This window comes from Mycolicibacterium sp. HS_4_1 (assembly GCF_054515875.1).
The window spans coordinates 4,098,237-4,121,214 of the sequence record NZ_CM137261.1; the positions used below are offsets into that span (position 1 = coordinate 4,098,237).

General features: G+C 65.4%; 23 protein-coding genes and 1 pseudogene. 5 read left to right on the forward strand and 19 right to left on the reverse strand.

What is annotated here, in order from left to right:
* Nucleotide 1: 1 nt before the first annotated feature.
* Nucleotides 2–865, reverse strand: coding sequence for an MlaE family ABC transporter permease (locus ACX12F_RS19790; protein ID WP_459366183.1), 864 nt, complete (start codon nucleotides 863–865; stop codon nucleotides 2–4).
* Nucleotides 862–1,662, reverse strand: coding sequence for a TetR/AcrR family transcriptional regulator (locus tag ACX12F_RS19795; protein WP_459366184.1), 801 nt, complete (start codon nucleotides 1,660–1,662; stop codon nucleotides 862–864). The genes ACX12F_RS19790 and ACX12F_RS19795 overlap by 4 nt, the downstream gene beginning before the upstream one ends.
* A gap of 106 nt (nucleotides 1,663–1,768) precedes the next feature.
* Between ACX12F_RS19795 and ACX12F_RS19800 the strand changes: the two genes are divergently transcribed.
* Nucleotides 1,769–2,569 (forward strand): crotonase/enoyl-CoA hydratase family protein, encoded by an 801-nt coding sequence (locus tag ACX12F_RS19800; RefSeq protein ID WP_459366185.1) that lies wholly within the window; start codon nucleotides 1,769–1,771, stop codon nucleotides 2,567–2,569.
* On the opposite strand, the gene ACX12F_RS19805 is transcribed toward ACX12F_RS19800, so the two are convergent.
* From ACX12F_RS19805 to ACX12F_RS19825, 5 genes are read right to left on the reverse strand one after another with little or no spacing between them, the layout of a single operon-like run.
* Nucleotides 2,503–3,639: a hypothetical protein gene (locus tag ACX12F_RS19805; RefSeq protein WP_459366186.1), complete on the reverse strand. Its 1,137-nt coding sequence runs from the start codon at nucleotides 3,637–3,639 to the stop codon at nucleotides 2,503–2,505. The two genes, ACX12F_RS19800 and ACX12F_RS19805, sit on opposite strands and share 67 nt — an antisense overlap.
* A 54-nt stretch (nucleotides 3,640–3,693) precedes the next feature.
* Entirely contained in the window at nucleotides 3,694–4,158 is a 465-nt protein-coding gene (locus tag ACX12F_RS19810) for an RrF2 family transcriptional regulator (RefSeq protein WP_459366187.1), read from the reverse strand.
* A 54-nt stretch (nucleotides 4,159–4,212) separates the two neighbouring features.
* A complete protein-coding gene (locus ACX12F_RS19815; RefSeq protein ID WP_459366188.1) occupies nucleotides 4,213–5,433 on the reverse strand; it encodes an acyl-CoA dehydrogenase family protein in 1,221 nt (406 codons plus the stop codon).
* Nucleotide 5,434: 1 nt separating this feature from the next.
* On the reverse strand, nucleotides 5,435–6,466 hold the full coding sequence (locus tag ACX12F_RS19820; protein WP_459366189.1) for a phosphotransferase family protein: 1,032 nt from the start codon (nucleotides 6,464–6,466) through the stop codon (nucleotides 5,435–5,437).
* Nucleotides 6,466–7,221: an SDR family oxidoreductase gene (locus ACX12F_RS19825; protein ID WP_459366190.1), complete on the reverse strand. Its 756-nt coding sequence runs from the start codon at nucleotides 7,219–7,221 to the stop codon at nucleotides 6,466–6,468. The genes ACX12F_RS19820 and ACX12F_RS19825 overlap by 1 nt, the downstream gene beginning before the upstream one ends.
* 105 nt (nucleotides 7,222–7,326) lie before the next feature.
* On the opposite strand from ACX12F_RS19825, the gene ACX12F_RS19830 reads away from it, so the two are divergent.
* The gene (locus ACX12F_RS19830; RefSeq protein WP_459366191.1) at nucleotides 7,327–7,965 is read left to right on the forward strand and encodes a TetR/AcrR family transcriptional regulator; all 639 of its coding nucleotides are present in this window, start codon (nucleotides 7,327–7,329) and stop codon (nucleotides 7,963–7,965) included.
* A gap of 20 nt (nucleotides 7,966–7,985) precedes the next feature.
* Here the strand turns inward: ACX12F_RS19830 and ACX12F_RS19835 are convergent, their stop codons facing one another.
* Entirely contained in the window at nucleotides 7,986–9,125 is a 1,140-nt protein-coding gene (locus tag ACX12F_RS19835; protein ID WP_459366192.1) for a 3-ketosteroid-9-alpha-monooxygenase, oxygenase component, read from the reverse strand.
* A gap of 14 nt (nucleotides 9,126–9,139) precedes the next feature.
* Nucleotides 9,140–9,793, reverse strand: coding sequence for a TetR family transcriptional regulator (locus ACX12F_RS19840; protein ID WP_459366193.1), 654 nt, complete (start codon nucleotides 9,791–9,793; stop codon nucleotides 9,140–9,142).
* Between the two features lie 121 nt (nucleotides 9,794–9,914).
* Here ACX12F_RS19840 and ACX12F_RS19845 point away from each other — a divergent pair.
* The 3 genes and pseudogenes from ACX12F_RS19845 to ygiD all read left to right on the forward strand — a co-directional run bounded on the left by ACX12F_RS19845 (nucleotide 9,915) and on the right by ygiD (nucleotide 12,681).
* Nucleotides 9,915–10,413 (forward strand): annotated as a pseudogene (locus ACX12F_RS19845) (VOC family protein).
* A complete protein-coding gene (locus ACX12F_RS19850) occupies nucleotides 10,413–11,864 on the forward strand; it encodes an FAD-binding protein (protein ID WP_459366194.1) in 1,452 nt (483 codons plus the stop codon). The pseudogene ACX12F_RS19845 and the gene ACX12F_RS19850 overlap by 1 nt, the downstream one beginning before the upstream one ends.
* Nucleotides 11,865–11,916: 52 nt before the next feature.
* Nucleotides 11,917–12,681, forward strand: coding sequence for a 4,5-DOPA-extradiol-dioxygenase (ygiD, locus tag ACX12F_RS19855; protein WP_459370434.1), 765 nt, complete (start codon nucleotides 11,917–11,919; stop codon nucleotides 12,679–12,681).
* Nucleotides 12,682–12,742: 61 nt separating this feature from the next.
* Here the strand turns inward: ygiD and ACX12F_RS19860 are convergent, their stop codons facing one another.
* The 10 genes from ACX12F_RS19860 to ACX12F_RS19905 form a co-directional block, all read right to left on the reverse strand.
* Nucleotides 12,743–13,582 (reverse strand): cutinase family protein, encoded by an 840-nt coding sequence (locus ACX12F_RS19860; RefSeq protein WP_459366195.1) that lies wholly within the window; start codon nucleotides 13,580–13,582, stop codon nucleotides 12,743–12,745.
* A 160-nt stretch (nucleotides 13,583–13,742) separates the two neighbouring features.
* Nucleotides 13,743–14,198, reverse strand: coding sequence for a hypothetical protein (locus ACX12F_RS19865; RefSeq protein ID WP_459366196.1), 456 nt, complete (start codon nucleotides 14,196–14,198; stop codon nucleotides 13,743–13,745).
* A 4-nt stretch (nucleotides 14,199–14,202) separates the two neighbouring features.
* Nucleotides 14,203–15,447: a DUF58 domain-containing protein gene (locus tag ACX12F_RS19870; protein WP_459366197.1), complete on the reverse strand. Its 1,245-nt coding sequence runs from the start codon at nucleotides 15,445–15,447 to the stop codon at nucleotides 14,203–14,205.
* Nucleotides 15,444–16,412 (reverse strand): AAA family ATPase, encoded by a 969-nt coding sequence (locus tag ACX12F_RS19875; protein ID WP_459366198.1) that lies wholly within the window; start codon nucleotides 16,410–16,412, stop codon nucleotides 15,444–15,446. The genes ACX12F_RS19870 and ACX12F_RS19875 overlap by 4 nt, the downstream gene beginning before the upstream one ends.
* Before the next feature lie 31 nt (nucleotides 16,413–16,443).
* Nucleotides 16,444–16,926, reverse strand: coding sequence for a hypothetical protein (locus tag ACX12F_RS19880; protein ID WP_459366199.1), 483 nt, complete (start codon nucleotides 16,924–16,926; stop codon nucleotides 16,444–16,446).
* Nucleotides 16,923–17,885, reverse strand: coding sequence for a DUF4129 domain-containing protein (locus tag ACX12F_RS19885; protein WP_459366200.1), 963 nt, complete (start codon nucleotides 17,883–17,885; stop codon nucleotides 16,923–16,925). The genes ACX12F_RS19880 and ACX12F_RS19885 overlap by 4 nt, the downstream gene beginning before the upstream one ends.
* 426 nt (nucleotides 17,886–18,311) lie before the next feature.
* Nucleotides 18,312–20,486 carry a glutamine synthetase III family protein gene (locus tag ACX12F_RS19890; protein ID WP_459366201.1) on the reverse strand — a complete coding sequence of 725 codons (2,175 nt, stop codon included), beginning with the start codon at nucleotides 20,484–20,486 and terminating at the stop codon, nucleotides 18,312–18,314.
* 321 nt (nucleotides 20,487–20,807) lie between these two features.
* A complete protein-coding gene (locus tag ACX12F_RS19895) occupies nucleotides 20,808–21,476 on the reverse strand; it encodes an arsenate reductase ArsC (RefSeq protein ID WP_459366202.1) in 669 nt (222 codons plus the stop codon).
* Nucleotides 21,473–22,591: an ACR3 family arsenite efflux transporter gene (gene arsB, locus ACX12F_RS19900; RefSeq protein ID WP_459366203.1), complete on the reverse strand. Its 1,119-nt coding sequence runs from the start codon at nucleotides 22,589–22,591 to the stop codon at nucleotides 21,473–21,475. The genes ACX12F_RS19895 and arsB overlap by 4 nt, the downstream gene beginning before the upstream one ends.
* Nucleotides 22,588–22,965, reverse strand: a complete 378-nt coding sequence (locus tag ACX12F_RS19905; protein WP_459366041.1) for a metalloregulator ArsR/SmtB family transcription factor — start codon at nucleotides 22,963–22,965, stop codon at nucleotides 22,588–22,590. The genes arsB and ACX12F_RS19905 overlap by 4 nt, the downstream gene beginning before the upstream one ends.
* Nucleotides 22,966–22,978 lie beyond the last annotated feature (13 nt).

Consider the following 22,978-nt stretch of genomic DNA (forward strand, 5'->3'; position numbering starts at 1 on the left):
GTCAGATCGACGTCTTCGGGAACACGATGACGTACAGCTGGCTCATCACCACGTTGACGATCATCATCAGCAGCACGGATTCCACCACCGCGGCATTCACCGAGTTGGCCACACCGGCCGGACCGCCGCGGGTGTCGAGGCCTTTGTGGCAACTGATCACAGCCACGATCACGCCGAAGACGATGGCCTTCACCATGGCCAGCGCCAGGTCGCCGACGGTCGAGAACGACGAGAACGTGGCGATGAACGAGCCCGGGGTGCCGTTCTGCAGGTAGACGTTGAACATGTAGCTGGCGAGGTAGCCCACGAAGCTGGTGACGCCGGTCAGCAGCACACCGATGAGGACCAGTGCGGCCAGCCGCGGCACGACGAGGCGCTGGATCGGCGACACCCCCATGACCTCCATGGCGGAGATCTCCTCACGCATGGTCCGCGACCCGAGATCGGCGCAGACGGCCGAACCGACCGCCGTTGCCAGCAGCAGCGAGGCGACCAGTGGCGCGCCCTGCCGGATGACCACCAGGCCGGTGGCAGCACCCGACAGCGATGAGGCCCCGACCTGGCCCGCCAGCAGCGCGAACTGGATCGACAGCGTCACGCTGATCGGGATGGTCACCAGAACCGTTGGGGTCAAGGCGGTTCCGGCCATGAACGCGGCCTGATCCAGGAACTCGCGTACCTGGAACCGACGCTTGACGATGTCGAAGAACAAGTACTCCAGCGTCCGCAGCCCGAGCACGATCTGACCGCCGGCGGTGCTCAGCGACGCGATGGGATGGTTCTGCAGATAGCGCTTCACCCAGTCGATGACTTCTGCGATGGCGCCCCACTTCGCCACTCCCCGGGGTTGTGCCTGGTCGGTCATCCGGCCGCCGCTTCCCGGCCGGACTGCGGCCACTCGGTGGCGACGCCGCGGCACACCAGTTCATTGCTTGCGAGGGTCTGCGCGAGCAACTCTTCGCGGCTCGGCTTCTGTCCATAACGAAGAGCGATACCGAACGGGATGGCGCAGATCGTCTGGGCGGTGGCACGCACGTCGACATCGGCACGGATATAACCCTGCTTGATACCGTCGCGCAGCATCGTCGCGAGCACACTGACTCCGTCATCGAAGAGGCGCTGAAATTGCTCGGTCATCAGCTGATCGACGCCGGCCGCCTGCACCACGATCAACTGCATCAGGCGCGGCTCATCGGCCAGCAGTTCGCTGTAGGCCATGCCGATACCCAGTAGGTGATCGCGGAACTCAATGATCGACGTCAGCCGTCCCGGCGTCGTATCGCCGATCGCGGCGAGCACCCGGGCATTCACCTGGCGCACGGCGTGGTCGACGATGTCGCGCTTGTTCTCGAAGTACCGGTAGAACATCGAATGGCCGGACCCGAGGCGCTTGGCAATGTGACTGATCGAGGTCTGGTGATATCCCCGCTCGGCGAACTCGGCCAACGCTGCTTCGATGACTTCCTCGCGTACCAGTTCAGCCCGTTTCGCACGCTGACGTTCTGCCATGGTCGCGCGCGCCTCGCCTGTCACGCAGATCACAGTAGCGTATCCATTCCGGTTTGGGACACAGTCTTCGCGAAGCGGAATGAATTGTCTCGCGCGCAGGTGGCCATGCGATGCGGATTTGCTGGAAATTGCACAGAAGCGCTGCCGCAGCACAGTAGGGCGGTCCTCGCAGCCAAGTGGCTGTTTCGGCAATTTCGCCGAATACCCCCAGCTTCGGCGGTCGCCGTGGTAATCAGCCGGGCCGCACTATCCTGCCCCTATGGCAACGGACCGGATCACCGTCGACATCCGCAATGGCATCGCTTACGCAAAACTCAACCGGGCAAACAAGATGAACAGCCTCGATCTACCGATGCTGGAGGCGCTCGCCACGGTCCCCGGCCAACTGGCGCGAGACCGCTCGGTGCGGGTCGTGATCCTGCACGGCGACGGACGCGCGTTCTGCACCGGACTGGACTTCGCCGGCGCCAAACTGCAGGGGTTCAGCGCCGTGCGCAACTTCGGCAAGGTGCCCGGCCAGAAGACCAACCTGTTCCAGAAAGCTTGCTGGGCGTGGCGCGAGTTGCCGGTGCCTGTGATCGCGGCGGTGCACGGCCACTGCTACGGCGGCGGACTGCAGGTGGCCCTGGCCGCGGACTTCCGCATCGCGACGCCGGACTGCAAGCTGTCGGTCATGGAAGCCCGGTGGGGCCTGATCCCGGACATGACGGGGTCGGTGACACTCCGCGAGCTACTGCCGATAGATGTGGCCAAGCGGCTGACCATGACCGCAGAGGTGTTCTCCGGGACCGAGGCCTTGGGCTATGGATTGGTCACATCGGTTGCCGACGACCCGATGCAGGCGGCAGAGGGGTTGGCCGCACAGCTCATCGAGCGGTCTCCCGATGCGTTGGCCGCCACCAAGAAACTGTTCGACTCGACGTGGACCTCGACGCCGCGGTCAGCGTTCTGGACCGAGTCGCTCTTGCAGCTGCGACTGCTGCGCGGCCGCAATCACCGTTTGGCACGCAAGGCCGGTCGGGACGACACGCCGGTTTGGGCGCCGCGATCACTGGACTGAAATCCGGACTTGCCGCCGGGCTCGGCCTTTGGGCCGGTCTTGGGCGTCAGGGCTTTCGTCAGACCTTTCGCCGGCCCGGGCAGCGGGCCCCGGAGCTGCGCGGACGTCTGCGATGGTGATGCGAGCGCAGTTTTCGGCTTCTTCGGCGCCGACTGCGACGTGGTGACAGCGGACGAGGTGGCAGCAGACGGGGTGATCGCCGCCGTGGTGACGGGCTTCGACGCTGCCAGCGGTGCAAAGGCACCCGGCGCCATGGCAGCGGCGCGCACTTTGTTGACCTCGGTGACGATAGTGTTCGCGATGACCGTTCCGGCCGCGGTCACGACCCCGACGGCGGTTTGGATCCCCGCCATGGCCGCGCGGAGCGGATTGCCGCTTTTGGCCAGTTCCTGTGCGACAGCGTCGGGCACATGGAACGCGCCGGCGAGGACGTCGTTGAAGGCCGGGAAGATCACCGCCGCAACCACATTGATGGCACCGATGACCGCGACCTGGAGTACGCCGTGCGGCATGACGGTCGGCGCGGGGTTCGGTACGACAGGTGCGTTGAGCGCATCGAAGGTCTGCTGACGGAATTGCTGGACCGCGTCGAGAACTGCGCCCGGGCCACCCAGGAACGCCGGGGGGATGTTGAGCAGGCCGACGACGCCGACCTCAAAGGCATTCAGGGCGCGCTGCGCGGGAATGGCCGCGTCGGCCTCGATGGCCTTGTCCATGGCCGCCGCGGTGGGCCCCGTCATCGACGCGCCGGCGATGCCGATAGCCTTGAGCAGGCCGTTCGCCGGCAGTGCCGCGAGGAACACTCCCGGCTCCTGCAATGTAGTCGTGATACCCGTCGTGACGGTCTGCGCCAGCAGCGGACAGATGATCGAACAGTAGATGCCCTGGTTGTTCACGAAGCTGGTGAGCAGCCCACCCGGTGGAACCGTTGCGGCCAAACGGATTTCGCGCGCGACAGTCGGCGGCGACGAATGCTCGACGGTCAGGGCGAGAGGCGCCAAAGGTGCGACGACCACCAAAGCGACGGTAGCGGCCACGAGGTCCGTTGGCAGGCGTGCGGAAAGTTGCATCGTGATCCCCTTACACAGCGGTTGTGGGTACCACGAACTACCGAGCCATTCGGTTCAATCGGCGCGGGAATCGATCTGCGCGGCCAGCGCACCAAGGCTGATGAGGAGATTCCGGGTCGGTGGCTGCGCGAGATCGGCGACCGTGCTGGTGTTCAGCGACGCGTAAAACGCCGCTTTGGCCTCTGCCAACGCCGCACGGAGCCGGCACGCCGATTGCAGTGGACAATCCAGCCCACTGCAATCGACCAACTCGGTGTCGCCATCGTCTTCCAGCGACCGCACGACGTCGCCGAGTCGAGCGGTGCGGCCGGCCTCGGTGAGGGCCAGTCCGCCGCCCCGGCCCCGGTCGGCATCGAGCCAGCCGGATGCCGCCAGGTGCGCGCACGCTTTGGTCGCATGCGTGTACGAGATCTGCATGTCCTCGGCGATCTGCCGCGTCGAAATCCGATGCCGGCCGTCTTCAGCGGCGAGCCGGATCAAGATCCGCAGCCCGACGTCACTGAAACCGGTCAACCGCACATGACCACGCTATTTAATCGTCATTTCCGATGCAAATAAGCGTGCCAGACGTGGTCAGCTCACCAGATGCTTCTTCAGCTCCGTGCGAGCGAGGGCGTTCTTGTGTACCTCGTCCGGGCCGTCGGCAAAGCGCAGGGTGCGGATGCCCGCGTACATCGCGGCAAGCGGGAAGTCCTGCGACACCCCGCCGGCACCGTGCACCTGGATGGCCTTGTCCAGAATCCACTGCACGGTCAGCGGCGTAGCGATCTTGATGGACTGAATCTCGGTGTGCGCGCCGCGATTTCCCGCGGTGTCCATCAACCACGCGGTCTTGAGCACCAGCAGCCGCAACTGCTCCACCCGCACACGGGACTCGGCGATCCAGTCCCGGATCACGCCCTGCTCGGCCAGCGACTTGCCGAACGCGACCCGGCTCGCGGCCCGCTGACACATCATCTCGATGGCACGCTCGGCGACACCGATGGCGCGCATGCAGTGGTGGATACGGCCCGGTCCCAGACGGGCCTGGGCGATCGCGAACCCGGCACCTTCCTCGCCGATCACATTCGACACCGGCACCCGCACATCGGTGAACCGCAGCTCCGCGTGTCCGCCGTGGTCGTGGTCGTCGTAGCCGAAAACCTCCATGCCGCGCAGCACCTCCAGCCCCGGGGTGTCCCGGGGCACCAGGATCTGCGACTGCTGACGGTGGCGTTCTGATGTCGGGTCGGTCTTGCCCATGACGATGAACACCGTGCAGTTCGGGTTCATCGCGCCGGTGATCCACCACTTACGACCGTTGATCACATATTCGTCGCCGTCACGGACGATCGACAACTCAACGTTGGTGGCATCGGAGCTGGCCACGTCGGGCTCGGTCATGGCGAAGGCGGACCGAATCTCGCCGTCCAGCAACGGCTCGAGCCACCGGCGCTGCTGCTCCTCGGTGCCGAACTCATTGAGCACCTCCATGTTGCCGGTGTCCGGAGCGGCGCAGTTGAACACCGCAGGTGCTAATTGGATACTGCGGCCGGTGATTTCGGCCAACGGCGCGTACTGCAGGTTGGTCAGGCCCGCGCCCTTTTGCCCGGGAAGGAACAGATTCCACAACCCGCGACGCCGGGCTTCGGCGCGCAGCTCGGTGAGCACCGGCACGCTGTCCCACGCCCACCGGTTGTCCAGAGCATTGAGCTGCTCATGGAACGTCTTCTCGGCGGGATACACGTGACTGTCCATGAACGCCGTCAGTTCGGCGACCATTTCGTTGGTCCTGGCGTCGTAGGCGAATTCCATATCAGTGCTCCTTGAGTGCGTTGAGGCCGGCGTCCAGCAGGAAGTGCACGGCGTCACCGGCGAACGAGAACCCGTCGCCGACGGTCTGTCCGTTGACATAGCGGTAGTGGATGCCTTCGAAGATGCCCGCCATCTTGAAGAAGGCCAGGCCCAGGTAGAAGGCGAAATCGCCCAGGCTGCGGTCGATTCCGGCGCGGTACCGGTCGATGATCTCCTGCTCGGTCAGGAAGCCCGGCGCCTCGCTGACATCACTGACCGCTTGCGCGGCATCCGAGCCGGCGAGCCGGCCGTACGCCACCATCAGCGCCAGGTCGGTGAGCGAGTCGCCGATAGTGGCCAGTTCCCAGTCGATTACGGCAGCAGGCCGGTCATCGGAGTCGAAAAGCACGTTGTCCAAGCGGTAGTCACCGTGCACGATGCCAGGTGTCGAGTCGGCCGGGACCCGCCCTGCCAGAGCCTGATAGAGCTCTTCCATGGCCGGCAGATCCCGGGTGTAGGCGGCAGCAAACTGCTTGTGCCAGCGGCCGACCTGGCGCCCGAGGAAACCTTCGGGCCGGCCGAAGTCACCGAGCCCCACCGATGCCGGATCGACGGAATGCACCGCGACCAGGGTGTCGACGAGCCGCTCCGAAATGAGCCGGGTGCGCTCGGCGCCGAGCGCCGCCAATTCGGTGGCGTGCCGGTACGGCATGCCGTCGATCTCGGCCATCACGTAGAACGGGGCGCCGAGGACGGATACGTCATCGCAGAAGCCGTACATGGCCGGCACCGGCACCGCCGTGGACGCGAGCGCCGACATCATGCGATGTTCGCGGCCCATATCGTGTGCGGTGGCGAGCAGTTCACCCACTGGCGGGCGCCGGACGATCCATGACGAATCACCATCTGTGACGCGGTAAGTCAGGTTGGACTTGCCCCCGGCTATCAGTGTCGCCGACAAGGCGGCACCGGCGCCGGGCACGGTCGACGACAGCCAGGTGCCCAGCCGGTCCAAGTCCAGCCCGGGCAGCTCGACGTGCGTATCCGCAGCCATCAGACGCCACCACCCAGGAGCACGCCACCGTCGACGGTCAACGTCTGGCCGGTCATCCAGCCCGCGTCGTCCGACAGCAGGAACGCGACCACCGAACCGATATCTTCGGGAATGCCGAGTCGTTTCAGCGGGTAGTTCGCGCTGACCTCGTCCTCGCGCCCCTCGTACAGCGCGGTCGCGAAACGGGTCTTGACCACAGCCGGAGCGACGGCGTTGACGCGGATGTTCGGGCCCAGCTCGACGGCCAGTTCCTCGGTAAGGTGGATCAGCGCGGCCTTGGAGACGCCGTAGAAGGCGATGCCCGGGGCCGGTCGCAACCCGGCGATGGATGCGACGTTGACGACGGCGCCGCCATGTTCGGCCTGCCAGGCCCGGTTCACCTTCTGCACCCACGACAGCGCCGACAGCACGTTGACTTCCAGGATCTTGCGCGCGGCATCCATGTCGATGTCCATGAGCGGCCCGTACACCGGGTTGATGCCAGTGTTGTTGACGAACAGGTCTGCGCTCCCGAAGGTTTCGATCGCCTTGGCCACGACCGCATCCTGATGTTCGCTGTCGTCGCCGCGGCCGGCCACTGCGAGGGCGACGGCCGGCCCGCCGAGTGATTCGACGGCGGTGTCGAGCGCGTCCTGCTTACGTGCGGTGATGGCCACCTTGGCGCCTTCGTCGACCAAACGCTGGGCGATGGCGAATCCGATGCCACGACTGGCACCCGTGACGATTGCGGTCTTTCCTTCGAATCGCGTGCTCATGTCAACTTCCTCGTGGCGTTGGCGGTACACGGCCCCAGGACGTGGGACACATAGCCGAAGTGTGCCACAGTGGCACACAGGCACGCAATGTCCCATAATGGGCGGATGTCCGGAGCAGATTCGACGTCGTCCGCCCCGTCCGCGCGACTGGGAACGGCCCTGAGCCGCCAGGCCGCGGTCGACGCGGCGACGCGGCTGTATCTCGCGGGCGAGCCGGTCGACATGTCGGCCCTGGCCACCGAGCTCGGCATCGGCCGCTCGACCCTCTATCGATTGGTCGGCAACCGCGAAGACTTGCTGGCCACCGTGCTGGCCGAGGCCACCGAACGCACCTTCCGGCGCACTGTCGCCGATATGGCCGCAGAGGCCGGATCCGACGCCGAACCGGCCGGCGGCACCGAATACATCCTCAAGGTCATGGACCGCTTTCTGAACGCGGTCGTCGACGCGAAGCCGCTGCAGACAGTGTCGCACCGGGAGCCGTTGTTGATCGTGCGGCTCATGCTGCTGCCCGGACTCGTGGAGCAGACCGCAGGGCGACTGGTCGGCGAACTCCTCGACGCCGAGGTGGCCGCAGGCAGAATGGAATTACCGCTTCCCACAGCCACTTTCGGCCTGGCGCTCATCCGGATGTGCGACGCGCACCTCTACGCGCCGCTCCTCGGTGGCGGAGCACCCGAGATCGGTACCGCCCTCGACCTGGTGGCCGCGCTCCTCGGCCACAGTCGATCCGACGAGGACTGATCGTCCGCCTGTGGCGGCGATCAGTTCGGTGTCGCGGCAGCCAGATTGTCGGCCACTTCAGCTTCCCAACTCTCGATGGAATGCGTGGTGTCGATCTCGAACTCGAAGCGGTCCGTCATATCCGGCGTGACGTCTTCGACGTCGACATAGAACTGCTCGTACCAACGGCGCTGCTGATACACCGGGCCGTCTTCCTCGGTGAGCAGCGGATTGTCGATGCGAGCCTTGTGTTTCCAGATCTCGACGTCCTGCTCGAATCCGGTCTGCACTCCCTCGATGAAAGTCCGTGCAAGTTCGGCGTTTTCCGCTTCTGTCATACCCGGGAGCTTCTTGACGATGGCGCCGTACTGCAACACGAACGAGTTCGGGCTGACCGGATAGTGCGAATTGATCAGGATGGTCTCGACGGTCACGCCATTGGACACGCTGCGCAACCGGTCGATCATGTACGACGGCCCGAAATACGAGGCTTCCGAATAGAGAATGGACGTCGGGTCGTGGAAAGTGCTGACGACCATGTCATCCCGGGGCGTCGAATCCATCACCTGGGTGGCGACATGACCCTCGAATATGTTCTTGAAATTCCGGGGAAATGCGTAGTGCACGTAGAAGAAATGCGCCATGTCGACGTTGTTGTCGACGATCTCACGGCAGTGCGAGCCTTCGATCAACTGGATGTTCCAGGTCCACTCCGTCCAGGTGTCCGTGCCGTATCCCTCGATCTCAGGGATGTCGACCTCCGGCGGAGGGGTGTTGCCCTGCGGGTCATTCCAGACGAACAGCTGCCCGTTGCGTTCCAGCGTGAGCCAGGAGCGGGTACGCGCCAGCCGCGGTGTCCGCTTGGCATAAGGCACCAACGTGCACTTGCCGTCGCCGCCCCACCGCCAGTCGTGGAACGGGCACGCTATCGAGTCGCCCTTGACACTGCCGTACGCGAGGTTGCCGCCCATGTGCCGGCAGTAGGCGTCGAGCACGTTGAGCCGGCCCTGGCTGTCCGCGAAGACCACCAATGACGTTCCGAAAGCGTCGATCTGATGGGGCACACCGTCGTTGAAGTCGCGGATGAGACCGAGGCAATGCCAGCCGCGGGCGAACCTGGTCGGGTTCTCCCCCGCCTCGATCTGCCGGATTTCCGTCGACTCCTGCTCAGTGCCCGACATACGCTCCTCCATCGTCATCTTGTTGTTTGGTGCTCGACCAGTGCGGGCATCGGTGCGGTGAGGAGGCCGACGACCATCGCCACGATGTTGTCCCTCGCCTCGGCCTCACTCAGGGCGCCGCGTACCACGTCACGATGCTCATCGACATGACGTTCGTGGTCGGCGAGCAGCGTGTACATGACCGAAGCCATGGCGGCCATGCGTTGGCGCCGAAGCGCTTCGGGCAGGTAATCGAGTGCCCGCAGCAGCCGCGTGGTGAGGATTCGGGTGGCCGGCCATCGCTCGGCCGTGAGGGTGAGCTCGGCCATGACCGCATGGTTGCGGACACGTTCGAGGAATCGCGCGTAGTGGCTGGAGCCGTCAGCATACGGAGTATCGAACAGTGGCTCGACCAGGATGGTCACCAGCGCGGTGATGCTGTCGTCGGGCTCACCGGCGCTTTCGTGCTCGGCCAGCAGCGCCAGCCGTGCCTGCTCCAGCGGTGCTTGCCGATGACCAATGATGGCCGTGATCAAGCCATCTCGCGATCCGAAGTGATAGTGGACAGCTGAATTGTTCCGCTGACCGGCAGCCACCGCGACATCGCGCAGGGAGACTTCCGGGCCGAATTCGGCAATCAGGCGTTCACCGGCGAGAAGTAGCTGCGTGCGCGCATCGGGCCGACTCACAGGCGTCAGTCTATCCCGCACGCTTCAGAATGCAATCACATATGCTTGACGAGTTAAGCATCAACGCTTATTTTGGGTTTGCGTCGACGCCCTGCGCAGTTCGCCTCCCGGAAGGACCACCATGACCGTCTCGTATGGATCGATCTGCCAAATCGCCTGGGTTACAGATGATGTCGAGGCAACCGAGCAGCTACTGAGCAAGCAGTTCGGGGTCGGTGCATGGGTACGGATGCCCGATATCGAGTTCGGACCGCAGACCTGCCGCGTGCACGGCGAACCCGCGGATTTCACCGCCCATATCTCGATGTCGTACTCCGGCGACATGCAATTGGAGCTGATCCAGCCGGTACGGGGCACCAGCATCTACACCGAATTCCTGGATCGCAGCGGGCCGGGCCTACACCACGTGTGCTTCGAGCCGAGTGATTTCGATGCCGCGGTGACGGCGGCGAAGGAGCAGGGACTGTCTCGTGCAGCAGGGTGAGATGTCGGGCGGCATGATGCGGTTCGCCTACATCGACGGTGCGTCGGCCGGGGTGCCGTACATCGAACTCGGCGAGTTCAGTCCTGAGATTCGCGCGATGTTCGGGCACATCAAGAAGACTGCGGCGGGCGCCTGATGATTCCGGAAACAGTATCGGCGCAAAGCATTTCGTCGCTCTCCGATGAGGTCGACGTCCTGGTGGTCGGGCTCGGGATGGCCGGCGGATGCGCGGCCGTGGAAGCTGCCGCGTCGGGTGCGCGAGTGTTGGTGCTGGAACGTGCCGGAGTAGCCGGTGGTACGACGGCCATGGCCGGCGGGCACTTCTACCTGGGCGGCGGCACCGAGGTGCAGCAGGCCACCGGCCACCCCGACTCCGCCGCCGAGATGGCGGCGTACCTGACGGCGGTGTCGACAGACCCTGTGCCGGAACTGATCAACACCTACTGCGAAGGCAGCGCCGAACACTTCCGATGGCTGGAAGCGCTGGGCTTCGAGTTCGAGCGCAGCTACTACCCGCACAAGGCCGTCATCCAACCGGAAACGCAGGGCCTGATGTACACCGGCAATGAGCAGGTGTGGCCGTTCCGCGAGCAGGCGGTGCCGGCGCCCCGGGGGCACAAGGTTCCAGTGCCGGGTGATACCGGTGGCGCGAGTATGGTCGTCAACCTTCTCGTCGAGCGACTGGCCGACCTCGGGGTGGAAATCCGTTATGAGACAGGCGCCTGCGCTCTCATCGTCGAGGACGGCCGAGTCGTCGGGGCCACCTGGAAGCACTTCGGTGAGACCGGGGCTGTGCGGGCGAAGTCCGTCGTCCTGACCACCGGCGGTTTCGTGATGAACCGGGAGATGCTGGCGCAGTATCTCCCTCTACTGGCCGAGGAGCGCGTTTTCGCCTTGGGCAGCAGCTACGACGACGGCATCGGCATCCGTTTGGGCCAATCTGTCGGAGCGGCAACCAAGTACCTGGACCAGGCATTCGTAACCGCTCCGGTGTATCCGCCTGCCACACTCCTCACCGGCATCATCGTGAACCGTAACGGGGACCGGTTCGTCGCCGAAGACTCCTATCACGCACGGACATCCGCATTCGCCCTCGAACAACCCGGCAGCGCCGCGTACCTCGTCGTCGACTCACGACACGTCGAGATGCCCACCATGCCGTTGGTTCAGTTGATCGATGGTTGGGAGGACGTCGCCGAGATGGAAACGGCCCTCGGCATCCCTGCGGGCCGGCTCCAGGCTTCGCTCGACAGATACAACGCGAACGCGGCACGCGGCGAGGACCCCGACTTCCACAAGGCTGCAACATATTTGGAGCCACAGGACGTCGGGCCGTGGGCGGCATTCGATCTGAGCCTGGGCAAGGCGTTCTACAGCGGCTTCACCCTTGGGGGCCTGGCGATTTCGGTCGACGGCGAGGTGCTTCGCGACGACGGCAGCGCCATTACCGGGCTTTACGCCGCCGGCGCCTGTGCCTCCACCATTGCGCAGGACGCCAAGGGCTACTCCAGTGGCACTCAGCTGGGTGCCGGCTCATTCTTCGGCCGGCGGGCTGGGCGCGCTGCTGCGGCAGCGGCCGGAAGGTAATCCCGGTAGCGTTGACTACACGATGACCGGATCAGCTGACCTCCCAATCGTCATGCCCGCCGCGTTCATCGGACACGGCAGTCCGATGAACGCCGTGGAACGCAATCGGTTCACAGCCGCCTGGACGGAGTTCGGCCAGTCGGTGCCCCGACCTCGGGCGATTCTGGTGATCAGTGCGCACTGGTACATCAACGCCACCGCGGTCACCGCCATGGCGCAGCCGCGCACCATCCACGACTTCTACGGTTTCCCACAGGAGTTGTTCGATGTGCAGTACCCGGCGCCGGGACTTCCCGAGCTGGCCGACGAGATCGCCGAGACTGTCAAACCGACCTGGGTAGGGGCTGATCGGGACAGCTGGGGCATCGACCACGGCGCCTGGTCCGTGTTGGTGCATGCGTTTCCCGACGCCACGATCCCAGTGGTGCAATTGTCGATCAATGCCGAGAAGCCACTGGAGGAGCACGTCGCTCTCGGCGCGCAATTGGCCGAGCTGCGCAGCCGGGGCGTGCTGATCGTCGGCAGCGGCAACATCGTGCACAATCTGCGGGCCATGAATCCGCGGCTGCCTGACGGCGGATTCGATTGGGCCACAAGGTTTGACGATGCCGCGGCCGATCTGCTGACCGGTGCTCCCGACCGCATCATGCGGTTGCGCGACCATCCCGACTTCGCGGCCGCCGCGCCGACGCCGGATCATTTCATCCCGATGCTCTACCTCGCCGGGCTGTGTTCGGCGGCCGACACTACGGCGAGCGTGCTGGTCGACGGCTACACCTACGGGTCGCTGTCGATGACGTCCTATGTGGTGACGTGATCAGCGACGAAACCGTCACAGGTGCGCTGATGATGTTGGGGCCGCCTCAGCACGAGACGCGCTAGGCCAATCCGGGTACCGGTGACGACGACGTCGGCGCAGACACCGGCGGAACCGCGCTGGGCGGCTGCAGGCCGTAGCCCGCCGATGGGCCAGGTGGCGTGCCATATGTCTGCGGCGGACCGGGCAGTGCGCCGTACCCCGGGGCTTGTGGGCCATAGCCGGGCAGCATCCGAGTCGAGCCGGCAAGAAGCTTGGACGTCACGAAAGCCGCTGCCTCGTCGGTGTATTCGGGGACGTAACCCTGCGTGTGCCCGCTCCACGAGTTGCCCGAACCGGCGTGGCAGATCGGGTCGGCGGGGTTACACAGATCGATCGCTTTAGCGCTGAGCGGCGAATTCTGGGTCGGCGGCGCTCCGTCGGTGCGGTCGGCCTGGTTGCCGAAAGTAGCAATCGCCGCAATGTTTTTCATGTACTCCGGTGGCAGCGGACTACCCCAGTTGATACCAGAGAAGCCGGCGACGATGTTGACCACACTCGCGCCTTGCGAGTAGCCGCCCAAGACGATCTTGGTGTCGGGACAGGCGGACGCGGTGGATTTGATGTGGGCAATCGCGTCCTTGGCTCCCTCGCCGCTGTGCCGCTGCGTGATGGTGGCTTTGTAGTCCACCGCGTAGGACCTGATGACCATGCCGCTGGCCTGCTTGCGCAACGAGTCAACCAGAGCGTCACCGACCCGGCCCATCCCCGCCGGCTCATCGGTGCCGCGCGCGAAAATCACTTCGGCGTCGGGGCAGTCCTCGGCGGCAGCGACCGGAGCCGGGCCCGTGATGATGAGCGGGGCTGTCAGCAGCGCCGCAGCGCCAGCAACGCCCGAGCTACATACGTGGCGAAACAGCATCCCTGCATCTTACCCGCAAGCAGGAAAGTAAGACAAACCTGTGACCTGCACATACGCGCCACACAGCAATCGGCGACCAGTCAAAACGCACCGCTTCGGCGAGTTTCCGGCAAATCCTGACAGGCCTACGATAGGTTGATCGCCGGGAGTCAGCAACGGACTAACTGTGCGGGATCAACGCCAGGACATATATCGCGACCACCGCCGGCGGCGCCAGCAGCGGTAACCACGGCAGATCGATATTCACCGCGGTGGCAACCACCCCGGCGAGCGTGAAGCCGAGCATGGCGATCAACGTCGGCCGGGTGATCGTCACCACCCCCGCTCCGCCGGCATGCCGTAGCAGTAAGTACGCGGCGGCCGAAAGCCCCGACAGTGCCGCAAATACCGGCGGCGGGTCGGACACGGCCAGCGCCACCACGGTGAGCAGCACCGCACCGGTGGCAGCGGCCCGAACCAGAAGTCCGGCGCCCACCGCGGCCAACGCCACCATCAACACGACGACGGCCGTGCCATGGGCTTGGACCCCGGCCGCCGTGGCCATCAGTGCCCCGAATCCCGTCGACAAGGTGCGGGCGCCCGGCCGCCCCCACCCGGCAGCCGTATCGGTCGTCATCGCTTCACCGCCCGCGGCGCATCGGCATCAACCGCAACGCCTGATCGAGAGTGGCGGTCGACGGCCACGGCACCACGTCGACACCGACGATGCCCATGTCGCGGTACATCGCGTGTCGCTGCAGCGCCCACATGCGGGCCACGGTCGGCGGCTGATCGTCGTCGAACGGCGGTCCCTCCAGGACGTCGACAGCGATCACGGCGTGCCTGCGGCTGCGCAACTCGGTGAGCGCCAGCGCGAACGCGGTGTCGAGCAACGTCGAGAAGGCGAACACGATCGCGCCCGGTGGAACGGCCACGCGCGGCGCCAACGTCCCCGTGGTGATTTCGTATTCGCTCCCCACACCCAGCGCGGCATCGAGCACGCGATAGAACTGGCGCTGACCGATGTCGGCACCGATCCACCGCGGGCGCGCGCTGCCGAGCGCGACGATGCCGGCGCGGTCACCGTTTCGCAGCGCGCTCTGCACAACCTGGGCGGCACCGAGAACGACCCGCTCCAGCGCGGCCGTGGCTGGACCGGGAGGCTGCATGCTGGTATCGATGAGGACGACCACGTCCGCGGCGCGGTGGGTCAAACGTTCGGTGACATGCAGCCGGCCCCGGCGGGCGCTCACCGGCCAGTTGATGGTGCGGAGTTGATCGCCCGGCAGGTAGGCGCGGACGTCGGCATACTCGACGCCCGGACCGACGTGCCGGGTCAGGTGGGTGCCGAGCCGATCGGGCAATTCGATGTGCGGAATCGGCGTCGACTGGGGCGGGGCAACCGGAAACACGAAGACTTCGGCGGCCTCCACGGTGCCGGTCCCCGCCAGTAGTCCCCCACCGGCCAGTACGTCGACCCGGGCCTGGATCGGATATCTGCCCCAGCGCTCGGCCGAAACCGCGACAGTCTTCAGCTGTGCGGAACTGCCCTCGATGACCTTGACGTCCATTCTGGATTCGACCGACACCGTGACCTCGCACGCGATGGTCGGCGTGTCCGTCGTCGTCCACACCGACACCTGCGTCTCGTCGGTCTCGAAGCACCGGGTCAGAGCGGGCCGCCCGTGTACGTACACCTTGGCGGACGGCCGCTGCCAACTGATCGAGCACAGCACACCCAGCAGCGGCGCCGCGAAGGCGACGAGCTGCCACCGGCCGAGCACGGCCGCGGCGAGGGCGACGCCCGCACACGTCGCGATGGCCTTCGTGAGCAATGAGGCTCGCCAACGCAATTCGACTTCGCGTGGTTCGGTCGCATTCGTCACGAGGGGCCGCCCCGGGTCCGCGGCACGGGCAGGCGGTGCAGCAGCTGCGCCACGATGTCCGACCCGTGGACGCTGCGCACCCACATCTCCGGTTTCAAACTGATTCGGTGCGAAATAGCGGGAATGGCCAGTGATTTGACGTCCTCGGGAATGACGTAGTCCCGGCCGAACAGCAGGGCACGCGCCCGCGCCAACTGAACGAGATCGAGCTCTGCCCGAGGGCTGGCGCCCACCACAACCTGAGGATGGCTGCGGCTGGCCGCCGCCAGGGACACCACATAGTGCAGGACGTCGTCGTGGACCGTCACCTGCTCGACCGACTCCCGCATGGCGAGCAGATCGTGCGCATCGACGATCTGGTTGACCGTCGGTTCGGCCGAACCGCGTTCCAAGCGGCGGCGCAGCATCACCGTTTCGTCGGCACCCGACAAGTACTTCAACTCGACCCTGACCGCGAACCTGTCGAGCTGTGCCTCCGGCAGCGGATAGGTGCCCTCGTACTCAATGGGGTTGTCCGTGGCGAGAACGATGAACGGCGAAGGCAGTCGGTGGGTTTCGCCGTCGATACTCACCTGGCTTTCCGCCATGGCCTCCAACAGCGCAGCCTGGGTCTTCGGCGGTGTCCGGTTGATCTCGTCGCCCAGCAGCAGGTTGGTGAAGATCGGCCCGCGCCGGAACTCGAACCGGCCGGATTGCATGTCGTAGATGGTCGAGCCCAGCAGATCGGCGGGAAGTAGGTCCGGGGTGAACTGCACGCGAGTGAACGACAGGCCCAATGCTCGGGCAAAACACTTGGCTATCAACGTCTTCCCGAGCCCGGGCAGGTCCTCGATGAGCACGTGGCCGCCTGCGAGCACGGCAGTCAAGATGAGGGTCAGCGCGGCACGCTTGCCCACCACCACGCGTTCGATCTCGTCGAGTACCGCCTCGGAGTGGGCCGTCGTCAGCTCTGCCGGCATCGTCATGCGCGATCCGCCTTCGGCTTCTCGCTGGTCGTCATAGCCGCTCCAATCGGTGCAGGATTTCATCGAGCGTGGCCCGGCCCGGCCCCGGCTCGTCGCGGCAGGACCGGCGGACGTCGTGCGGATCCACCCACGGCCACAACTGATCCCCGAAGACCATCCGGCCCGTCGCCTGCATCGCGTCCGGATCCCTGGCCTGCTGCGGGCCGGTGGCCATGAAGAACTCTCGGGCCAGCGTGGGCCGCAGGTGCTGGTCCCAGTCCCCGCGAGTGGTGTCCGACCACTGGATCAGCGTCTCAGTGCGAACGATCCAGTCCCGCAGCGACTTCTCGGCGTCGTTCACGGCCGGCTCGGCGACTTTCGGTCCACGGTCGGCCAGCCGGCGGCGTACTGCCAGCAACGCAATCACCGCCATCGCAGCGGAGGTCCAGCCGACGGCGCGGCGATCGGCGAGCAGCAGCGTGACCAACTCTGCTCCCACCACCAACGAAATCCCTATGAGCGCGACCTTTTTCATGTCAGGCTCCGGAGCTCGCCGAGCACCCGGAGCAGCGCATCCGCGGCAATCTCCCGATGACGTTCGGTCATGACATGGGGACTGAAGCGTGCCTCGGCGAACAAGGCGACGAGTTCGGTCGCACTGCCCGCGTGCAGAGCATGGTGTTCGACGGCCCGGGCCAGGACTTCAGAGGGCGTGTCCGAATCCTGCGGTGCGGCGCCGGGAGCGTCCGTGAGAGCACGCTCCATCGCGGCGTAGCAGGCGATGATCGACTCGCGCGGACCGCGGCTGCGGTCGCCGATCTCGGCAAGGCCGAATTCTGCCGCCCGCGTGAGGGTTTCCGGTGTGGACTCACCGACTATCGGTTCCTGGCGGTGAGCGACCGGCGGCTGTGTTTCGGCAGCGCGCCGGCTTCTGCGGAGCATGACACCGCCGACGGCCCACAGCAACAGCATTGCCACGGTGGCAGCGAGGAGGTAGCCGAAGACGCTGGGTTCCCGTTGACGAGGCGGTATCGGCGGCGGCGTGGGTGACGACGGCGGCGGTGGTACCCCCGCCAACGGTGCGCTGTTCTGCGGGGGCGCTGAAAAGGGCAGATCGGGCGGTTGCAGCAGATGCAGATGTGAGAACACGACGAGGATCGCCAGCCAGGCGAGGAACGCTGCGACGCTGATCAGCAACAGGCGGCGGACCGGCCTCCATTTGAGCTTGCCGTCGAACGAGCCCGACAGCGGAAAGGGTGCCGACGCGCCGGCCGTCCTCGGGCGCTGGAGCGACGCGATGAAAGCAATCGCGACGATGACCACCGAGACGATGAGCAGGGTGTCCAGGCCAACCTGGCTCGCGGCGCTGTTGGCCGGCTTCTCGGGCTGGGGGTGATCGCTCCCAGGTAGGTGTCCGCGCAATGCCACGGTAACGACGAACAGCAGCGCGATCGGCGCGACCACACGCCCCAACGCCTTGTCGATACCGTTCATCGGTACACCGCTCGATCGGTTGCCTGACCTCCATCGTGGCACGCGATGGCGTGTCCCGGAGCAATACGTCGAGGCAACCACACGGCGGCATCCGCGAAGCCAACTCGCGCGTCCAAGGCCTAACTGACTGGCTGCAGGCTCACCCGCCGTAACAAATCGACGGCGCCATGGGCCGCAGCGGTGAATACCTCGGGACTGTTCTGACCGCGGGCCAGTACATAGCTTCCTTCAACGACGGCGATCACCATGGCGCCGATGTCACTGGCGCGCAGGTCAGCGGGAACCAGTCCGTCCGCAATGCCAGAAGGAGCCAGCCGGGGTGAAGTCGGGCGTCGTGGCCGCCGAGTGTGGGGTTTGGGCAACACCGCGCCGCATGGACGGCGCACTCCCCACACCCGGCGGCGGCTCTGCCCGCCAGCGCCGAGGTCACAAGACGTACAGCATCTCCTGATAGGTGGGGAGCGGCCAAAGATCGTCTGCAACAACGCCTTCCAATGTGTCGGCGGCCGCCCGCACCGCGTCCATCTTCGGCAGCAGGGTCTGGGCGTGCGCGGCCTCTTCGGCTGCGGAATCACCGCCGTGTTCGGCCAGGGCTGCCTTCAACGACGCCAGAGCCGTGGTCAACTCCGAGATCGGCGCGCTGACGGTTTCAAGCAGCGTCATGTCGGGGGCCAGCCCCGCCGCCTTCAGTGCGGCCACGTTCTGCGCCAGCTCGGTCTGGTACCGGATCGCGGCCGGCAAGATGACCGTCGACCCGAGCTCCAGTGCCAGTTTCGCCTCGACACCGACGGTGAGCGCGTACATCTCGTACCGGACTTCTTCGCGGCTCTTCAGCTCACGCGCGCTGAACACCCCGTACTTCTCGAATACTTCGATCGCCTCCGGAGTCGACAGCTGCGGGATGGCATCCAGCGTGGTCTTGAGGTTGGGCAACCCCCTCGCTGCAGCCTCGATCTGCCAATTTTCGGAGTAGCCATCGCCGTTGAACACGACCGCTCCGTGCTCGGTGATGACCTCGGTGAGCAACGTCTGGACTGCCGCGTCGAAGGCTTCCCCGTCACCGACGGCCTTATCCAGCGCCGATGCCATGTAGTCGAGCGAGTCGGCCATGATCGTGTTGAGGACGATCATCGGAACGTTGATCGTCTGCCCTGATCCGGGAGCCCGGAATTCGAATCGGTTGCCCGTGAACGCAAATGGGCTGGTGCGGTTCCGGTCGCCCGGATCGGTCGGCAGCACAGGCAGGGTGTCGACGCCGATGATCATGCTGCCCTTGCCTTTTGACGACGTAGCCGCGCCTTTGGCGATCTGCTCGAAGACATCGGCGAGCTGGTCTCCGAGGAAGATCGAAATGATCGCGGGCGGCGCCTCGTTGGCCCCCAAACGGTGGTCATTGGTGGCCGAGGCCACCGAGACTCGCAGCAGTCCACCGAACTTGTGCACGGCCCGGATCACCGCGGCGCAGAACACCAGGAACTGGGCATTCTCGTGTGGGGTATCGCCGGGCACCAGCAGACTTCCGAACTGCGCGTTGCCCATTGAGAAGTTGACATGCTTGCCAGATCCGTTGACGCCGGCGAATGGCTTCTCATGGAACAGGCATTCCATGCCGTGCTTCTTGGCGATCTTACGGAACACCGTCATCAGCAGCTGCTGGTGGTCAGCGGCGATGTTGGCCCGCTCGAACATCGGCGCGATCTCGAATTGCCCTGGAGCGACTTCGTTGTGGCGCGTCTTGGCCGGAATACCGAGCTTGAACAGCTCACGCTCGGTGTCCATCATGAAGGCCAGCACCCGGTCGGGAACGGACCCAAAGTAGTGGTCGTCGAATTCCTGACCCTTGGGCGGTTTGGCGCCGAACAGCGTGCGACCGGCGTTGATCAGGTCTGGGCGCGCCAAGAAGAAGTGGCGGTCGACCAGAAAGTACTCCTGCTCCGGGCCGCAGAACGACACAATCGGGTCGAAATCCTTGTGGCCGAACAACTTCAGAATGCGCGCCGCCTGGGCTCCCATCGCCTGCTGACTGCGCAGCAGCGGCGTCTTGAAGTCCAGCGCCTCACCGGTCATCGAAACGAACACCGTCGGGATGCACAACGTGTTCCCGTTGGGGTTCTCGAGAATGTAGGCAGGGCTGGTGACGTCCCAGCCGGTGTAGCCGCGTGCCTCGAAGGTGCTGCGCAGGCCACCGGAGGGGAAGCTTGACGCATCCGGCTCGCCCTGTATCAACGTCTTACCCGCAAACTCCGCCAAGGTCTGACCGTCTGACACCGGCTCCAGGAAGCTGTCGTGCTTCTCTGCGGTGAGCCCGGTCATCGGATAGAAGACGTGCGCGTAGTGGGTGGCGCCCTTGGACAGAGCCCAGTCCTTCATCGCCGACGCCACCGCGTCCGCGACCGCCGGATCCAGCTTCGCGCCCTTTTCAATGGTGGCGACCACGGACTTGTACACAGACTTGGGCAGGCGTGACCGCATCTCGGCGATGCTGAAGACGTTGGCTCCGAAGATTCCACCGGGCTCCTCACCCGGCACGAAACTGACGGCTGGAGGCACGTACGCCTCGACCATGTTGATCGCCTGCAGGCGTACGGCATTTCCGCTCAAAGGAGTTCCTCATTCATCACGATCGCCCGCATCGTTACGGACGGTTGACCGCCAACGCTATAAACGCCTCGTGGCGAAACTGTTACGCACGCGTCAACGTGGCAATTCGTCTCCGGCGTTCTCGCCGAGGATCGTTCAAGGCCCCGGACTCGGGGGTGACGCGCGTCCACCTTTGCTCATGCAGATCACTGCACCTTGAGCATCGCCGCCAAGACGCCCGAGAGTGACCCGAAGTGGTACCGCAGCAGGGCGTGACTGGTCTCGGCCCGGGCGGCGACCTCACGCGGTGACATCTCCGGCGGTGGTTGCGGCGCCGGTGGGCTAGTAGGTGACGGGCACGCTGAGGTCGGACAAGAGTCGACGCACGCGTTCGTCGATGTCGTCACGGATCGGCCGTACGGCCTCGAGGCCTTGGCCGGCCGGGTCTGGCAGCCCCCAATTCTCGTAGCGTTTTCCGGGGAAAATGGGGCAGGCGTCCCCGCATCCCATGGTGATGACGACGTCGGCGGCTTGGACGATTTCGTCGGTCCAGGGTTTGGGGTATTCGCCCGTGATGTCGATGCCGACCTCGTTCATGGCGGCGACGGCTGCGGGGTTGATCTCGTTTCCAGGTTCGGAGCCGCCCGACCAGGCCACGGCGTTGTCGCCGGCGTAGTGAGTGAAGTAACCGAGCGCCATCTGGGAGCGGCCGGCGTTGTGGGTGCACAGGAACAACACGGTTGGTTTGCCGTCGCTGATGTGGCCTTCGACTCGGGCGAGCGCGTGTAGTCGTTGACGGGCGAACCGTTCGGCCAGCAGTGGCAGGAAGTTGGGGATGGCCGCGCGGCTGGCGAATTGGTCGTAGGCGGTGTGCAGGAACCGTTCGATGGTTTCGGTTCCGAAGGTACCGGCGAATTCAGTTTCGAGCCGGGTCACCGCGGTCCGCAGGGCCAACTGTTGGTCGATGGAAAGGTCGCCGCGCCGGTGGGGGGTGATGGGGATCTCAGTCATCGGGCGTCGTCCGTTCTCGGTGCTGCGCCGGTGGGCAGGTGCTGGGAGGTGTGGTGGGTGAAGCGTTTGCGCAGTGCCAGGGATACATAGACCAGGGCGACGAGGACGGGCACTTCGATCAGCGGTCCGACCACGCCCGCCAGGGCTTGTCCGGAGGTGGCGCCGTAGGTGGCGATCGCGACGGCGATGGCGAGCTCGAAGTTGTTTCCTGCCGCGGTGAACGCCAAGGTGGTGGTGCGCTCGTAGCCGAGGTCGAGCACTCTGCCCAGCAGGTAGCCACCGCCCCACATGATCGCGAAGTACGCGAGCAGGGGCAGGGCGATGCGCGCCACGTCCCAAGGGTGAGTGGTGATCTGATGGCCTTGCAGTGCAAAGAGAATCACGATCGTGAACAGCAAGCCGTAGAGCGCCCACGGGCCGATCTTGGGCAGGAAGGCGCTCTCGTACCAGAGGCGGCCCTTTGTCTTCTCCCCGATCCGTCGCGACAGGTAGCCGGCCACCAGAGGGATCCCCAGGAAGATCAGCACCGATTTGGCGATCTGCCACGGTGAGGTGGAGATTCCGGTCTGGGGCAGGCCCAGCCAGCCGGGCAGCACCGACAGGTAGAACCAACCCAGCACCGCGAACATGATCACCTGGAAGATCGAGTTCAACGCGACGAGCACAGCGGCGGCTTCGCGGTCCCCGCAGGCCAGGTCGTTCCAGATGATCACCATGGCGATACAGCGGGCCAACCCGACGATGATCAGCCCGGTGCGGTATTCGGGCAGATCGGGCAGCAGCAGCCAGGCCAGGGCGAACATCAACGCCGGACCCAGCACCCAGTTCAGCACCAGCGACGAGATCATCAGCTTGCGGTCGCCGGTGACGGTGTCGAGGCGGTCGTACCGCACCTTGGCCAGGACCGGATACATCATGATCAACAGACCCAGGGCGATGGGCAGCGAAATGCCGTCCACCTGAACCTTTTCCAGCGCCGTATTCAAACCCGGTATCCACCGGCCCAGCAGCAGGCCGGCAACCATCGCCGCGCCGATCCAGAGCGGCAGGAACCGGTCGAGGGTGGAGAGCTTGCCGACGACCGGAGCGGCGGACGATGTGGTGGTGTCGGTCATGCCGGCACCCCCGCCGCTGCGATGGCGGGCGAAGTGCCCAGCAGCACCGCCAGGCTGGCCAGCGCGTCGGGCACCACCGCGTAATACACCCACGACGCCCGGCGCTGCGACGTGAGCAGCCCGGCGTCGCGCAACACCCGGAGGTGATGACTGACGGTCGGTTGGGAGACCTCCACACCGGCGGAGATGTCGCAGACGCAGGCCTCGCCGCCGGCGTGGCTGGCGATCGCCGAAAACAGTTGCAGGCGAACCGGATCGGCCAAGGCCTTCAACTTGACCGCCATGTCCGCGGCTGCGGCGGCCGAAAGGGGTTCACCGAGCAGCGCCCCGGGCGGACAACACACCTGGTCACCCGAATCCAACGATTTCGACACACATCAATATTGA

Excerpts from the sequence above, each read along its gene's own strand:
- ACX12F_RS19835 (WP_459366192.1), bottom strand. The coding sequence starts at position 9,125 with ATGTCGGGCACTGAGCAGGAGTCGACGGAAATCCGGCAGATCGAGGCG.
- ACX12F_RS19850 (WP_459366194.1), top strand. The coding sequence starts at position 10,413 with ATGATTCCGGAAACAGTATCGGCGCAAAGCATTTCGTCGCTCTCCGAT.
- ACX12F_RS19875 (WP_459366198.1), bottom strand. The coding sequence starts at position 16,412 with ATGACGATGCCGGCAGAGCTGACGACGGCCCACTCCGAGGCGGTACTC.
- ACX12F_RS19865 (WP_459366196.1), bottom strand. The coding sequence starts at position 14,198 with ATGACGACCGATACGGCTGCCGGGTGGGGGCGGCCGGGCGCCCGCACC.
- ACX12F_RS19790 (WP_459366183.1), bottom strand. The coding sequence starts at position 865 with ATGACCGACCAGGCACAACCCCGGGGAGTGGCGAAGTGGGGCGCCATC.
- ygiD (WP_459370434.1), top strand. The coding sequence starts at position 11,917 with ATGCCCGCCGCGTTCATCGGACACGGCAGTCCGATGAACGCCGTGGAA.
- arsB (WP_459366203.1), bottom strand. The coding sequence starts at position 22,591 with ATGACCGACACCACCACATCGTCCGCCGCTCCGGTCGTCGGCAAGCTC.
- ACX12F_RS19895 (WP_459366202.1), bottom strand. The coding sequence starts at position 21,476 with ATGACTGAGATCCCCATCACCCCCCACCGGCGCGGCGACCTTTCCATC.
- ACX12F_RS19800 (WP_459366185.1), top strand. The coding sequence starts at position 1,769 with ATGGCAACGGACCGGATCACCGTCGACATCCGCAATGGCATCGCTTAC.
- ACX12F_RS19815 (WP_459366188.1), bottom strand. The coding sequence starts at position 5,433 with ATGGAATTCGCCTACGACGCCAGGACCAACGAAATGGTCGCCGAACTG.
- ACX12F_RS19880 (WP_459366199.1), bottom strand. The coding sequence starts at position 16,926 with ATGAAAAAGGTCGCGCTCATAGGGATTTCGTTGGTGGTGGGAGCAGAG.
- ACX12F_RS19805 (WP_459366186.1), bottom strand. The coding sequence starts at position 3,639 with ATGCAACTTTCCGCACGCCTGCCAACGGACCTCGTGGCCGCTACCGTC.
- ACX12F_RS19820 (WP_459366189.1), bottom strand. The coding sequence starts at position 6,466 with ATGGCTGCGGATACGCACGTCGAGCTGCCCGGGCTGGACTTGGACCGG.
- ACX12F_RS19830 (WP_459366191.1), top strand. The coding sequence starts at position 7,327 with ATGTCCGGAGCAGATTCGACGTCGTCCGCCCCGTCCGCGCGACTGGGA.
- ACX12F_RS19885 (WP_459366200.1), bottom strand. The coding sequence starts at position 17,885 with ATGAACGGTATCGACAAGGCGTTGGGGCGTGTGGTCGCGCCGATCGCG.
- ACX12F_RS19825 (WP_459366190.1), bottom strand. The coding sequence starts at position 7,221 with ATGAGCACGCGATTCGAAGGAAAGACCGCAATCGTCACGGGTGCCAGT.
- ACX12F_RS19860 (WP_459366195.1), bottom strand. The coding sequence starts at position 13,582 with ATGCTGTTTCGCCACGTATGTAGCTCGGGCGTTGCTGGCGCTGCGGCG.